Here is a 14,085-nt window from a genome sequence, read left to right as displayed (position 1 = left end):
ATGGAACTGGCTCAACTGCGCGCCCTGCGCGAGCTGCGCGACCGCGGCAGCATCGCGGCGGTGGCGGCCGCCTTCCGCGTCACGCCCTCCGCCGTCTCGCAGCAGCTGGCCGGGCTGCAGCGCTCGGTCGGTGTGCCGCTGACCAAGCTCGAGGGCCGGCGCACGGTGCTGACCGCCGCGGGTGCGGCGCTCGCCGACGCCGCCGTGGCTGTGGAATCCGCCCTCATCGACGCCGCCAACTCGATCACCGAGTTCCATGACGACACAGCGGCGCCGGTGTCGATCAGTGCCTTCCACTCGGCCGCGATCGCGCTCTTCCCTGGGCTCATGAACGCCTCTATCGCCGGCCGCCCCCAGCTCGTGCTGCGCGACCAGGACCTCAGGCAGGCCGAGTACCCCGCGCTCGTCGCCGACGTCGACCTCGTGATCGCGCAGCGCCTCGTGGGCAGCGAGGAGTGGCCCGCACAGCTCGCGGTGGTGCCGCTGCTCGTCGAGCCCCTCGACGTCGCCTTCCGCACGGGCCACCGCCTCGACACGGGCGACGCCGGAGGCCCCGATTCGGCTGCACCCGTCTCGGCCGCCGAGCTGCGCGGCGCCCAGTGGATCGCCGCCCACGATGACTTCCCCCTCGCCGCCGCCGTTCAGGCCATCGGCGCGGCGAGCGGCACGGAACCCGCGATCGCCCACCGGGTGGGCGACTTCGCCGTCACGGCCGCGATGCTCGCGGCATCCGACTGCATCGCCCTGCTGCCGCGCCACACGGGCGCCGCCTACCGCGGGCAGGGCCTCAGCACGCGGCCGCTCGCGGGCGGTGTGGCGGCCTCGCGCCGCATCGATGCGCTCGCCCGCCCCGACACCCTGCATCGGCGCGGCGTGCGCGCGGTGCTCGAGGCGCTGCGCACACAGGCCGCCGCGCTGGCGCCCGCCGAGCGCCCCGCGAGGCGGCGGCGCGGAAGTGCGGCCGCCGCTGCGCCGTTCCGCGCAGAGGTCGTCGGCAGCTTCCTGCGCCCGGCTTCCCTGCGCCGCGCACACGCCCGGCGCGCCGCGGGCGCCCTCGACGACGCCGGCGTGCGCGCCGCCGAGGACGCCGCCATCGTCGACGTGATCGCGAAGCAGGCGGACGCCGGGTTGAAGCTCGCGACCGACGGCGAGTTCCGCCGGGGCTCCTGGCAGTACGACTTCTTCGCCGGCCTCGACGGCGTCACGGTCACGGGGGCGGAAGGCGGCGTCGAGCTCGGCGGCGTGCGCACGACGAACCGGCAGCTCTTCGTCGACGGCCGCCTCGGCTTCCCGCGCGAACACCCCATGCTCGAGCACTTCCGCTTCCTGCGCGACCACGCCCCCGCGGGCGTGACGCCCAAGATGACGATCCCCTCCCCCGCCGTGCTGCACTTCCGGCTCGACCGCGAGGGGCTCGCCGGCGGCGCCTATGTCGATCACGACGAGCTGTTCGACGACCTTGCGCGCACCTACCGCGACGCGGTGCGCGCGTTCTATGACGCGGGATGCCGGTACCTGCAGTTCGACGACACGACGTGGACCTACCTCTGCTCGCGCGCAGAGCGCGAGAAGGCCGCGGCCAGAGGCATCCGCATCGACGGTCTCGCCGAGCGCTACGCGGCCCTCATCAACGACGCGCTCGCCGGTCGGCCGAAGGACCTCGTCGTGACGACGCACGTGTGCGGCGGCAACTTCCGCTCGGCGTGGATCTCGACCGGCGACTACGAGCCGGTGGCCGAGCAGCTGCTCGCGGGCACGGACTACGACGGCTATTTCCTCGAGTACGACAGCGAGCGCGCGGGGGGCTTCGAGCCGCTGCGGCACGTGCCTGCGGCGTCGGGGGGTCGGCCGAAGCAGGTGGTGCTCGGCCTGCTCACCTCCAAAGACGGCGCGCTCGAGAGCCCCGAGGTCGTCAAGGCGCGCATCGACGAGGCGGCGCGGCACGTGCCGCTCGATCAGCTCGCCCTCAGCACGCAGTGCGGCTTCGCGTCGACGCAGGACGGGCACGCGCTCACCGAGGCGCAGCAGTGGGCGAAGGTGCGCGAGGTCGTCCGGGTCGCCGCCGATGTGTGGCGTTAACACTCGGTGACATACGGGGCGTGCCCGGCGCAATCCCGGGCGGCTGACGGCTGGGCCACGTAATCTGGCGGCGTGCGAGTGATCAGCTACAACCTCCGTGAGAACCACGCAGCGGGCGAACTGGTGCCTCTCGTCGAGAGCCACGACCCCGACGTGCTGTGCCTGCAGGAATGCGGCAGCACGGGGCTGCCCGAGCGCATCGGCGACCTGAAGCTGGCCGGCGCGACGCTGCGCAACCGCCTGGGGCTCGCGCTCTATTACCGCGAGCACCGCTTCACGATGGTCGCGACCGAGAACTTCGCGCTGAAGAAGTCGCTGCACGATCACCTGCTGGCGCCGGCCGACGAGCGGGTGGTCGGAACCCGCCTCGAAGACACCGAAGAGGACCGCGAGGTCGTCATCGCCTCGTTCCACGCCTCGCCGCTGACGGCCGTGAACTCGCTGCGACGCGCTCAGATCGACGCCGCTCACACGAAGCTGCGCGAGCTCGGCCCCGGGCTGCCGGCGCTCATGGTCGGCGACTTCAACTACCCCTGGTTCCACAAGAACCTGCGCGCCCGCATGGTGCAGTCGGGGTACGAGCTCTCACGCAGCGACGAGACCACCTACGCCCGCTACAAGTACTTCCGCGGGCACTTCGACTTCGCCACCTCGACGGGGCTCGAGATCAGCGGCGTGAAGACGCTGCCGGCCGGCATCTCCGACCACAAGCCGATCCTCGTCTCTGCCACGTACCGCAACGAAGACCAGGACCGGCTCACGGCCTGACGGGCCATCGACATGCCGCCCCCGCCCTCATACTCTGAGCGCGGGAGGTGACGATGCCGCAGCAGCCCGGCCCGCGCACGCTCTGGGCGAACCTCAGCAACCCCTTCGCCGTGGGGTTCACGCTCACGCTCGGCGGACTCGCCGCGCTCGTGCTCGGGCTTGCGATCTCGAGCCTGTCGCAGATCCTCGCCTATATCGCGATCGCGCTGTTCGCCGCACTCGGGCTCGACCCCGTCGTGGGCAGACTCGAGCGCACGGGCCTGGCGCGCGCGTGGGGAATCGTCATCGTCTTCGCGGGCTTCGCGGTGCTGCTCGCAGCGGCCCTGTGGCTGATCGTTCCCGCGACGCTCTCGCAAGAGAACGCCTTCCTCCATGATCTTCCCGCCAGGGTCGGCGACTTCCGCCGCAGCGATGTCTACGACTGGCTGACCCAGGCGTTCGGCAGCGGGGTCGACTCGGCCCTCACCGAGGCCGAGGGCGTCTTGACCGACCCCGCCCGCCTCGCCGACCTGGGCGGGGGCCTCGTGCATCTCGCGGTGACGGTGGGCACCGCCCTCTCGGGCTTCGTCGTCGTGCTGGTGCTGAGCCTCTACTTCCTGGCATCCCTGCCGGCCATGAAGACGGCGTTCACGCGCCTCATGCCCGCGCGCACCCGCGCGACCGCCTCCGGCATGGTCGCGCAGATCGCGGATGCGATCGGCAGCTATCTCGGCGGCATGGTCGTGCTGGCGTTCTTCAACGCGGTGATCGTGTTCCTGCTGTTCCTGATCCTGCGGCTGCCGTTTCCCGTGCTGATGGCGGTCGTCGCGTTCGGCGTCACCCTGGTGCCCCTCGTCGGGTCCGTCATCTTCTGGGTGCTCGGAACGGCGGTCGGGCTCTTCGGCGGCCCCGTGCAGGCCGTGGTGTTCGCGGCCGTCTACCTCGTATATATGCAGGTCGAGGCATACGTGCTCACGCCGCGCGTGATGAGCCGCGCCGTCGCGGTTCCCGGCGCCCTCGTCGTGATCGGAGCGCTGGTCGGCGGCACCCTGCTCGGCATCCTGGGCGCGCTCGTCGCCATCCCGGTCACGGCGTCGGTGCTGCTCATCGTGAAGCAGCTCGTGATCCCGCGCCAGGATGCGAAGGTCTAGCGGATGCCGCCGACGGCGGCTACACCGACGGGGTGCGATTCTCGGCGCTGACCATCCAGGCGTACTGCTCGAGGGTCGAGATGATCTCGTGCAGGATGTCGGCCGTCGTCGGGTCCTCTTCGTCGACCTCGTCGTGCACGTCGCGCATCGTGCCGACCACGGCCTCGAGTCGCACGGTGATCAGATCGACGGTGTCACTCGTCGCCACCTCGCCATTGGGGTACGGGGGCAGCGAGGTGGTCTCGCTGACGAACGCGCTGCGCCCGTCGACCGCCGCGTGCAGCGCGCGCAGGCGCTCGGCGACGACATCGCTGAACTCGCGAGCGGACTCGGTGATCTCGTCGAGCTGCAGGTGCAGGTCGCGGAAGTTCTTGCCGACGACGTTCCAGTGCGCCTGCTTCGCCTGCAGCGACAGCTCGATCAGGTCGACCAGCACCCGCTGCAGGTCGCCGGTCAGCCGCTCCGACGCGACGAAGCCGTTCTCCGCGTTCTCCTTCTTCGAGCGCGCGGCCCCCTCGCGCGGGGTCGGCTTCTTGGCCCCCGTCGCCCTGGTGGTGCTCCTCGTGCTCGCGGTCGCCCGTGCCATCTCTCCTGCCTCTCCTCGACGGATACGTGTCAGCAGAACCGTTCCCCGGTCCGCCGCGCGCGACACTCCCCCGGCGCGCGCGGCTCAGCAGGCCAGGTCGATGCCGCCCCACTCGACCGCGGGCTCCCGCCCGTCGCCTTCCGCCGGCGTGCCGGGCGCCGCGTGGCGCTCGAGGGCGACCGGCACCGCGGCGGTCACGAGCGCGTCCACCTCGCCCTCGCCGCGCAGCGGCACCGTGACGACATCCGCGCCCTTCCGGGCGGCCTTCACGATCTCCTCTTCGAGCTTCCCGACGCTCACTCCGTCGCGAAGCTCGAAGCTCAGCTCGCCGAGCCTCAGCGTCACGTTCTCCGTAGCGTTCTCTTCGCTCATGCCTGCCGAGTACCCGACGGCTCGCGGCGAGAACCCGAGCCGCCGGCGGGTTGACAATGCCGGGGAGCACGAGGCAGGAATGAGAAAAGGCCCGGAGCCGAAGCCCCGGGCCTTCCTGGTGCGCCCCCAGGGACTTGAACCCTGAACCCACTGATTAAGAGTCAGTTGCTCTGCCGATTGAGCTAGAGGCGCATTGTGTCTCGACACTGTGTGTGTCTGAACACTGTGTGGCCCGCGAAAAGCGGGAACCGCACGAGTGACAACCTTAGCAAACGAGAAAGGCGGTCCCAAAATCGTGGCCACTCTGCGCGATCGCGAGACCGGCGGCCGGCTGTTCATCGGCACCTCGGGGTGGCGCTACAAGGCCTGGCGCGGCGACTTCTACCCGAAAGGCCTCGCGCAGCGCCGCGAGCTCGAGTACCTGTCTCGGCAGTTCGGCTCGGTCGAGCTCAACGGCTCGTTCTACTCGCTGCAGAAACCCGAGTCCTACGACCGCTGGCGCGATGAGACGCCCCACGGCTTCCGCTTCGCGGTCAAGGGCGGCCGCTACATCACCCACATGGTCGGCCCCGACAAACTGCAGGCCGGGCTCGACCGCTTCTTCGACTCGGGCGTCACCCGCCTTGCCGACCGGCTCGGCCCGATCCTGTGGCAGTTCCCGAGCCGCCGCCGCTTCGAGCCCGAGCACCTCGAGACCTTCTGCGCCGCACTCCCCCGCACGCACGGCGGCACGCGGCTGCAGCATGCGCTCGAGCCGCGGCACGAGAGCTTCCGCGACCCGCGGTGCGCCGAGATCCTGCGCAAGCACCGGGTCGCGCTGGTCGCGTCCGACGGCGCGGGGCAGTGGCCGATATTCACGGATGCCACGGCCGGCCTCGTCTACGTGAGACTCCACGGGCCCCGCGAGCTCTATCACGGCGGCTACTCTCCGGCAGAGCTCGAGCACTGGGCATCCGTCATTCGCGAACTCACGACCACGGGTCGGGCGAGCCCGCGCGATGCCTACGTCTACTTCGACAACGACGCCGACGGCCGCGCGCCCTTCGACGCCCTCGCGCTCGCCGATACGCTGGCAGGATGACCGCCGACCTCGATTTCGCACACCGCCTGGCCGACGCGGCCGACGCCATCTCGACCGCCCGCTTCCGCGCCAACGACCTGCGGGTGGCGACCAAGGCCGACCGCACCCACGTGACGGATGCCGATCAGGCGGTCGAGCGCGCGATCCGCGAGCTCATCACGGCCGAGCGCCCGGGCGACGCGATCTTCGGCGAGGAGTACGGGGTCGAGGGCGAGTCGAACCGGCAGTGGATCATCGACCCCATCGACGGCACCGCCAACTACCTGCGCGGCGTGCCGGTGTGGGGCACGCTCATCGCGCTCGCCGTCGACGGCGAGGTCGTCGCGGGCGTCGCGAGCATGCCCGCACTGCGCCAGCGCTGGTGGGCGGCGAAGGGCGAGGGGGCGTGGAAGCGCACCGGCCGCCACGGCGGGCCCGAGCAGCTGCACGTCTCTGCGACGCGTGCGCTCGACGAGGCATCCATCAGCTTTCAATCGATCGCCCAGTGGGACGAGGCGGGGTACCTCGAGAAGCTGGTCGCGCTGACGCGCGCCGTGTGGCGCGACCGCGCCTACGGCGACCTGTGGTCGTACACGCTGCTCGCCGAGGGGCTCATCGACGTGGTCGGCGAGTTCGGGGTGAAGGCCTACGACCTCGCACCGCTGTCACTGATCGTGGAGGAGGCCGGCGGCCGGTTCACCTCGGTGACGGGCGAGCCCGGGCCGTGGCACGGCTCGTCGCTCGCGAGCAACGGCCTGCTGCACGACGAGCTGCTGCGCCGAATCGCGCTCTGACCTGCACCCGCGCATTCCGAGCGGGCGGCCCGGGTACCGCGACCGCATGGAGAACCCCACCGCGGTGCAGGAATCCACCCGCACGGAAGACAGCCACCTCAAGCAGCGCCTCGGCTACTGGTCGCTCGTCGCGACCGGCATCGGCAGCGTCATCGGCTCGGGGTGGCTGTTCTCGGCGATGTATGCCGCACAGACCGCCGGCCCGGCATCCCTCATCGCCTGGGTGATCGGCGGCGCCGTGATGCTCGCCGTCGCGCTGGTGTTCGCCGAGCTGGGCATGGTGCACCCCGAGTCGGGCGGCCTCGTGCGCTACCCGCTGTACTCCAACGGCCGCTTCGCCGCCAGCATCGTCGGCTGGAGCATGTGGGTCACCTATGTCGCGAACCCGCCCACGGAAGCGGCGGGCGTCGTGCAGTACGCCAGCTCCTACATCCCCGGCCTGTTCCGGCACAGCCAGCTCACGTTCCTCGGCATCGTGATCGCGGTCGCCCTCATGGCCGTGTTCGTCGTCATCAACTACTTCGGCGTGCAGTTCTTCGCGCGAAGCAACAACGTCGTGACGGCCGTCAAGATCTTCATCCCGCTGCTGACGATCGCGATGCTGATCGCGAGCGGCTTCACCGGCAACGGCGGCGCGGGCGGCCCGAGCAACTTCGACCGAGGCGGCGGCTTCGCCCCCTACGGCATCGGCGCCGCTCTCGGCACGATCGCCACGGCGGGCATGGTCTTCGCCTACACCGGCTTCCGCAACATCGTCGAGCTCTCGGGTGAGGTGAAGAACCCGCGCCGGAACATCCCCGCCTCGCTCGTCACCACGATCCTCGCCGCGATCGTGCTCTACCTGCTGCTGCAGACCGCGTTCATCTTCGGCGTGCCGCAGCACCTGCTCGGCCACGGCTGGAGCGGCATCGACTTCGACTCGCCGTTCGCGCAGCTGGCCATGCTGCTCGGAATGACGTGGCTCTACTGGATCCTCATCGCCGACTCGATGATCTCGCCCTCCGGCGCCGCGATCGTGTTCACCGCGTCGAACGCGCGCAACGTGTTCGGGCTGTCGAAGAACCGCTTCTTCCCCGGCTGGCTGTCGAAGGTGCACGAGGGCTCAGGGGTGCCGCGCCGCGCACTCCTCCTGAACTTCGTCGTCGGCATCCTGTTCCTGCTGCCGCTGCCCAGCTGGCACCAGATCATCGGCGTCACCGGCACCCTGATCGCGTTCACGTTCTCGATCGGCTCGGTCTCGCTCGTCGCCTTCCGGCGCGCGAAGATCGCAGACGCGGCCGACCGCCTGCCCGGAATGACCGTGATCGCCCCGTTCGCGTTCATCGTGAGCGCGCTCGTCATCTACTGGGTGCCGTGGTCCGAGCTGTTGCTCACGATGCCGATCGTCGGCGTCGGCCTGATCTGGTACGCGGTCAACTATGTGATCCAGAAGCACGGCGTGGGCGAGGTCGTCGGCGGCCTGTGGCTCGTCGTGTACCTCATCGTCGTCTACGCGATGTCGTATGTCGGCGACTACGGCGGCCTCGGGCTGATCCCCGCGCCGTGGGACTCCGTCGTCCTCGCGGTGCTCGCCGCAGGCCTCTACCTGTGGGGAACGCAGTCGGGCGCGCGCTACATGCAGGGCAAGCCCGAGCTCGTCGAAGAGCTGCGCGAGCACCAGCTGAGCCGCCTGCAGCGGTGATCAGAGCTTGGTGCGCCGGTTGAGTGCCCCGTTGAGCACGGCGAGCAGCAGGCCCACCGTGAAGATGATCGTGCCCATGCAGAGCACCTGCGGCGGCAGCCCCGTCTTCACGCCGTAGACGAAGAGCGGGAAGGTCGTCGCCGAGCCCGCGACGAACGACGTGATCACGTAGTCGTCGATCGACATCGCGAGCGCGAGCATGAAGGATGCCACGATGCCCGGCATCATCAGCGGCAGGGTCACCCGGAAGAACGCCGACACGGGCGGCGCGCCGAGGTCCGCGGCCGCCTGCTCGAGCGCCGTGCCCATGCCCGACAGGCGCGCGCGCAACGTCACCACGACGTAGGCGATGTTGAAGGTGACGTGCACGAGCAGGATCGTCGTGACGCCCGTGTTCAGGCCGATCGACAGGAAGAACGACAGGGCCGCGGCGCCCACGACGATCGAGGGCGCGGCGATGTCGACGAAGAGGATGCCGGTCAGCACGCGCCGGCCCCAGAAGCGGTGCCGCTCGAGCGCGAGCGCGAGCGGCGTGCCGATCACGACCGAGATCGCGCCCGACGCGATCGCGATGACGATCGACAGCACGAAGGCCTGCCACAGCCCCGACAGGTCGGCGAGGTGGGCGTAGTAGTCGAGCGTGAAGCCGTGCCAGACGTAGGTGATGCGGTGGTTCGGGGCGACGTTGAAGCTGTAGACCACCATGACCGCGATCGGCACGAGCGTGATCGCGATGACGAGCCAGTAGATGATGGGCAGCACCGGCCGGCGGCGCGCGCGCGGCTGCCGCAGCCCGAGCTCGCCCGGGACCGTGCGGTCGAGCGTCGTCATACGAGGTCCTCGATGTTGTCGGTGCCGAACACGCGGGCATACGCGAACAAGATGATGCCGAGCGCGATCATCATCACGGTCGACAGGGCGGCCGCGACGTTGTACTCCTGCTGCGTGAGGAACACGTTCTGGATCGCCTGCCCGAGCGTGTAGGTGTTCTGGCCGCCGAGCAGCGACGAGTTGACGGGGTCGCCGACCGTGTCGATGAAGACGAGCAGGATGCCGGCGAAGATGCCGGACCGCGACAGGGGCAGCGTCGTCTTGAAGAACACGGCGCGCTGGTTGCCGTAGAGGTCCGAAGCCGCCTCGAACAGACGGGGGTCGATGCGCTCGAGGGCCACATAGATGGGCAGCACCATGAAGGCGAGGTCGTTGTAGGCCATGCCGCCGATGACGGCCCCGGGGGTGCCGAGCACGTGGAAGTCGGCGCCGATCAGGTGCAGATTGCGCAGGAACGACAGCACCGGCCCCTGACCGCCGAGCAGGAACACCCACATGTTGGTGCGGATGATGAACGACACGAAGAACGACAGCATCACGAGCAGCAGCAGGGGATTCTTCCACCTGGCGCTCACGCGGAAGGCAAGGAAGTACGCCACCGGGTACGCGACGACGATCGTGATGAAGGTCGCGGTCGCCCCGAACAGCAGCGAGCGGCCGAGGAACAGCAGGTAGTTAACGCTCGACCCCGAGAAGATCTCGCCGTAGACGCCCCAGTTCCAGGTGAGCTGGTAGCCCTGGTCGGGGTTGCCCGTCATCAGCGAGACGAGCAGCTGGCTGATCAGCGGAATCAGGAACAGCACGATCAGCCAGAGCGAGCCCACCCCGCTGAGCAGGTACGGCGTGGCGTAGCGCGAGAAGCGCCGGTTCGTCATGACTGCACGATCGGGTTGAACACGTCCTGCCACTTCTCGTAGTCGGCGCGGTCCTTGAACACGTAGTACTCGTGCGACTTGGCGAGCACCGCGTCCGACGGGAACACCAGGGGGCTGTTCGCGACGTCGGGGTCCTTGAGCGTGGTGAGGATGTACTCCTTCGCCTCCGGCACGGGGCAGACGTAGTTGACGTAGTCCTCGACGGTGCCGGCCACCGACGGCTGGTAGTAGTAGTCCATCCAGGTCAGTGCGTCGACGGGGTGCTCGGCCGTGATCGGGATGCACATGTTGTCGTGCCACATGATCTGACCCTCGCTCGGCGTCACGAACTTGATCTCCTCGTGGCCGCCGGCCTGCACCTGGTAGATGTCGCCCGACCAGGCCTGGCTGATCCAGATGTCGCCGTTCTGCAGGGCGTCGGTGTAGCCCTGGTCGTAGAACTTGGCGATGTTCGGCTTGAGCTGCTCAAGCCAGTCCTTCGCCTTGCCCCAGTCGTCCTGGGTGGCGTTGGCGGGGTCGGCTCCGACCGCGAGCAGAGCGGCATTGCCGAGCTCGGTCGTGTCGGAGAACATGCCGATCTTGCCCTTGAACTTGGGGTCGATCAGGTCCTTGAAGCTCGTGATGGGGCCGCCGGTGAGTTTCGAGTTGTAGGCGAGGCCGGTGAAGCCGGTCTGCCACACCATCGTGTGCGCCGCACCGGGGTCGTACGTCGGCGAGAGCACGGAGCGGTCGGCGTACTTCTTGAAATTGGGGATCTTGGTCTGGTCGAGCTGCACGAGCCAGCCGTTGCTGAGCAGCTCGGTGAGCTCCCACCCGTTCGTGATGACGATGAGGTCGTAGCCGATCGACTGATCGCCCTTCAGCAGCGGCGAGATCTTCGAATAGAACGAGTCGTTCGCCTGGATGACCTCTTTGTAGTTGACCTTGATGCCGGTCTTCGCCGTGAAGTCGGTGAGCGACTGGCTCTTCCCGCTGTCGTCCTGGTCGATGTAGAGGGGCCAGTTCGCGAAGTTCAGCGTGCCGGTCTTCTTGTGGTCTGCCCAGTACTTCGTCCAGTCCGTGGTGGCGCCCGAGGACGTCGAGGCCTTCTGCGTGCCCTGGATGCCGCAGGCCGCGAGCAGCGACGCGACGGCCGCGGCCCCCGCGGTGGCGCCCGCGCCGCGCAGCACGGCGCGACGGCTGAGCCGGGACTCGGTCAGGCCGCGCAGCAGTGCGGGGGTGACGGCGGGGTCGAACGAGCCGCGGGTCATGCGGCCACCTCCTTGGATTCGGGTTCGGCTTCGGGCGCCGGGCTGGGGTCGGTGGGGGGAAGGAAGAAGCTCTGCGAGGCATCCCACGACACATCGACCTCGTCGCCGGGCCGGATCGTCGTCTCGCCGCCCGCGTTCTGCTTGTAGGCCTGCAGCAGGGTGCCCCAGGCGGTGACGAGCCGCGCCTCGGTGCTCGCGCCGAGGAAGGTCACCTCGGTGACGGTCGCCGTGGTGCGGTTCGGGCCGGACGGCCGGGTTCCGAGCGGGTCGATGCGGATCTTCTCGGGGCGGATGCCCACGCGCCAGCCCGCGCCGGAGGGGGTTCCGCCCGCGTCGGCGACGACGGCGCCCCCGTCAGGTAGCCGAGCGCCCGAGGCATCCGCCTCGACCGGGATGACGTTGCAGGTGCCCAGGAACTCCGCGACGAACTGCGTCACGGGTCGGTCATAGACGCGCTGCGGGCTGCCGAGGTCCTCGACGTGGCCGGCGTTCATGACGGCGAGGCGGTCGGCCATCGACATGGCCTCGGACTGGTCGTGCGTGACGTAGAGGAAGGTGATGCCGACCTCGCGCTGGATGCGCTTCAGCTCGAGCTGCATGCTCTTGCGGATCTTGGCGTCGAGGGCGCCCATCGGCTCGTCGAGCAGCAGCACCTTGGGGTGGTTGACGAGCGCGCGGGCGAGGGCGACGCGCTGCTGCTGGCCGCCCGAGAGCTGCGAGGGCCGGCGCGAGCCGAAACCCGAGAGCCCGACGAGGTCGAGGTACTCGTGTGCGCGCTTCTCGGCCTCGGCCTTCGCCACCGCCTTGCGGCGCAGGCCGAAGGTCACGTTGTCGATGACGGAGAGGTGCGGGAAGAGGGCGTAGCTCTGGAAGACCGTGTTCACGTCGCGCTTGTGCGGCGGCAGGCTCGTGACGTCTTTGCCGGCGAGCCTGATGCGGCCGGTGGTCGGCAGCTCGAAGCCGCCCACCATGCGCAGGGTCGTGGTCTTGCCGCAGCCCGAGGGGCCGAGCAGGGCGAAGAACTCGCCTGCCGCGAGCTCGAGATCGATGCGCTCGACGGCGACCGCGTCGCCGAAGCGGCGACTCACGCCGTCGAGGGAGATGGCGGCCTGGGGGGCGTCGGGTGTCGTCATGGTGACGGCATCCTAATCATGCGTTTGTTACGGTTCCAATACATCGAGCTGAGCTTGACAACGAAATCGTGACAAATAGGGTCGGGTGGCATGCGGAATCCATTGTTCGGCCGGGGCAATGACATCGTCTTCGAACGTCAGGCCCCAGAGCCGACGGTGATCTCGCACGCACTCGAGAACACGGAGCACCGGGTGTTCTGGCTCGACGACGCGGGTGATGGCACAGCGTACCCGACGCTGACTGCGTGGCTGTCGGCCGACCTCGCGGTCGTGGGCGGCGGCTACCTCGGCCTGTGGTCGGCCATCAAGGCGAAGCAGCGCAACCCTGCGGCGCGCGTCGTTCTGCTCGAGGGGCAGACCGTCGGCTGGGCCGCCTCCGGCCGCAACGGCGGGTTCTGCGAGCCGAGCCTCACGCACGGCGAGGTGAACGGCGAGAACCGCTGGCCGAAAGAGCTCGACGCACTCACCCGTCTCGGGTTCGAGAACCTCGACGCGATCGCGCGCTCGGTCGCCGAGCTCGGCCTCGACTGCGAGTGGGAGCGCACCGGCTCGATCGACGTCGCGGTCGAAGAGCACCAGCTCGCGTGGCTGGAGCCGGAGGTCGAGGGATTCCTCGACCGGGCAGCCGTGCGCGCGGAAGTCGACTCGCCCACCTACCTCGGCGGCCGCCTGCACAGGGACACCGCGCTCGTGCACCCCGCGAAGCTCGCGAAGGAACTCGCCCGAGCCGCGGCAGCGCTCGGAGTCGAGGTGTTCGAGAACTCCCACGTCGATGCGCTGCGGGACGAGAACGGGGCGATCGTGCTGACCACCGCTCGCGCCGGGGTGCGAGCCGGCCAGGTGGTGCTCGCGACCAACGCCTTCCCCGCTCTGCTCAAGCGCTACCGCCTCTACACCGTGCCGGTGTACGACTACGTGCTCATGACCGAGCCGCTGTCGGCCCAGCAGCTCGCCTCGATCGGCTGGCGGGGGCGGCAGGGCATGGCGGATCTCGCGAACCAGTTCCACTACTACCGGCTGACCGCCGACGACCGCATCCTGTTCGGCGGCTACGACGCGGTGTATCACTTCGGTCGCGAGGTGCGTGCGTCCTACGAGGAGCGCGACGAGACCTTCCGCACCCTCGCCTCGCACTTCTTCACGACGTTCCCGCAGCTCGAGGGTCTGCGGTTCTCGCACCGCTGGGCGGGGGCGATCGACACGTCGAGCCAGTTCTGCGCGTTCTTCGGCCTCGATCTCGGCGGCCGGGTCGCGACGGCGGCCGGCTTCACCGGCCTCGGCGTCGGCGCGACCCACTTCGCCGCCGAGGTGCTGCTCGACCGGCTCGCCGGGCTCGAGACCGAGCGCACCGAGCTCGAGATGGTGCGGCGCAAGCCGTTACCGTTCCCGCCCGAGCCGTTCGCGGCAGCCGGCATCGCGGCGACCCGCTGGGCCATGAACCGCGCCGACCACCACGAGGGGCGCCGCAACCTGCTGCTCAAGACCCTCGACGCGGTGGGACTCGGGTTCGACAGCTGACGGCGCCG

Annotated in this window: 13 protein-coding genes and 1 tRNA gene; 7 read left to right on the top strand and 7 right to left on the bottom strand. The window is 69.5% G+C overall.

What is annotated here, in order from left to right:
- The 3 genes from ABD716_RS02350 to ABD716_RS02340 all read left to right on the top strand — a co-directional run bounded on the left by ABD716_RS02350 (position 1) and on the right by ABD716_RS02340 (position 3,977).
- Complete coding sequence (locus ABD716_RS02350; RefSeq protein ID WP_344773402.1) at positions 1-2,079, top strand: 5-methyltetrahydropteroyltriglutamate--homocysteine S-methyltransferase; 2,079 nt, start codon at positions 1-3, stop codon at positions 2,077-2,079.
- A 72-nt stretch (positions 2,080-2,151) separates the two neighbouring features.
- Positions 2,152-2,847, top strand: coding sequence for an endonuclease/exonuclease/phosphatase family protein (locus ABD716_RS02345; protein ID WP_344773400.1), 696 nt, complete (start codon positions 2,152-2,154; stop codon positions 2,845-2,847).
- Positions 2,848-2,900: 53 nt separating this feature from the next.
- The gene (locus ABD716_RS02340; protein WP_344773398.1) at positions 2,901-3,977 is read left to right on the top strand and encodes an AI-2E family transporter; all 1,077 of its coding nucleotides are present in this window, start codon (positions 2,901-2,903) and stop codon (positions 3,975-3,977) included.
- Positions 3,978-3,996: 19 nt separating this feature from the next.
- Here the strand turns inward: ABD716_RS02340 and ABD716_RS02335 are convergent, their stop codons facing one another.
- The 3 genes from ABD716_RS02335 to ABD716_RS02325 form a co-directional block, all read right to left on the bottom strand.
- Complete coding sequence (locus tag ABD716_RS02335) at positions 3,997-4,563, bottom strand: Dps family protein (RefSeq protein ID WP_344773396.1); 567 nt, start codon at positions 4,561-4,563, stop codon at positions 3,997-3,999.
- 84 nt (positions 4,564-4,647) lie between these two features.
- A complete protein-coding gene (locus tag ABD716_RS02330; protein WP_344773394.1) occupies positions 4,648-4,935 on the bottom strand; it encodes a hypothetical protein in 288 nt (95 codons plus the stop codon).
- 116 nt (positions 4,936-5,051) lie between these two features.
- Positions 5,052-5,127: transfer RNA gene (locus ABD716_RS02325), tRNA-Lys, on the bottom strand.
- Positions 5,128-5,230: 103 nt separating this feature from the next.
- On the opposite strand from ABD716_RS02325, the gene ABD716_RS02320 reads away from it, so the two are divergent.
- The 3 genes from ABD716_RS02320 to ABD716_RS02310 are packed head-to-tail and all read left to right on the top strand — an operon-like array spanning position 5,231 to position 8,470.
- Positions 5,231-6,016 (top strand): DUF72 domain-containing protein, encoded by a 786-nt coding sequence (locus ABD716_RS02320; RefSeq protein WP_344773392.1) that lies wholly within the window; start codon positions 5,231-5,233, stop codon positions 6,014-6,016.
- Positions 6,013-6,789 carry an inositol monophosphatase family protein gene (locus ABD716_RS02315; protein ID WP_344773390.1) on the top strand — a complete coding sequence of 259 codons (777 nt, stop codon included), beginning with the start codon at positions 6,013-6,015 and terminating at the stop codon, positions 6,787-6,789. Before ABD716_RS02320 ends, ABD716_RS02315 begins: the two co-directional genes overlap by 4 nt.
- A 46-nt stretch (positions 6,790-6,835) precedes the next feature.
- Complete coding sequence (locus tag ABD716_RS02310; protein WP_344773388.1) at positions 6,836-8,470, top strand: APC family permease; 1,635 nt, start codon at positions 6,836-6,838, stop codon at positions 8,468-8,470.
- Here ABD716_RS02310 and ABD716_RS02305 read toward each other — a convergent pair whose 3' ends face one another.
- From ABD716_RS02305 to ABD716_RS02290, 4 genes are read right to left on the bottom strand one after another with little or no spacing between them, the layout of a single operon-like run.
- Entirely contained in the window at positions 8,471-9,301 is an 831-nt protein-coding gene (locus tag ABD716_RS02305) for an ABC transporter permease (RefSeq protein ID WP_344773386.1), read from the bottom strand.
- Positions 9,298-10,176, bottom strand: coding sequence for an ABC transporter permease (locus ABD716_RS02300; RefSeq protein WP_344773383.1), 879 nt, complete (start codon positions 10,174-10,176; stop codon positions 9,298-9,300). The genes ABD716_RS02305 and ABD716_RS02300 overlap by 4 nt, the downstream gene beginning before the upstream one ends.
- The gene (locus ABD716_RS02295) at positions 10,173-11,426 is read right to left on the bottom strand and encodes a polyamine ABC transporter substrate-binding protein (RefSeq protein ID WP_344773381.1); all 1,254 of its coding nucleotides are present in this window, start codon (positions 11,424-11,426) and stop codon (positions 10,173-10,175) included. The genes ABD716_RS02300 and ABD716_RS02295 overlap by 4 nt, the downstream gene beginning before the upstream one ends.
- A complete protein-coding gene (locus tag ABD716_RS02290; protein ID WP_344773378.1) occupies positions 11,423-12,559 on the bottom strand; it encodes an ABC transporter ATP-binding protein in 1,137 nt (378 codons plus the stop codon). The genes ABD716_RS02295 and ABD716_RS02290 overlap by 4 nt, the downstream gene beginning before the upstream one ends.
- A gap of 90 nt (positions 12,560-12,649) precedes the next feature.
- Between ABD716_RS02290 and ABD716_RS02285 the strand changes: the two genes are divergently transcribed.
- The gene (locus tag ABD716_RS02285) at positions 12,650-14,077 is read left to right on the top strand and encodes an NAD(P)/FAD-dependent oxidoreductase (protein ID WP_344773376.1); all 1,428 of its coding nucleotides are present in this window, start codon (positions 12,650-12,652) and stop codon (positions 14,075-14,077) included.
- Positions 14,078-14,085: the final 8 nt, after the last annotated feature.

The organism is Gryllotalpicola kribbensis (assembly GCF_039538245.1).
Taxonomy (GTDB): Bacteria; Actinomycetota; Actinomycetes; order Actinomycetales; family Microbacteriaceae; genus Gryllotalpicola; species Gryllotalpicola kribbensis.
Note: the sequence above shows the minus strand (reverse complement) of the source record. Positions and strands in the feature narration are given on the sequence as shown.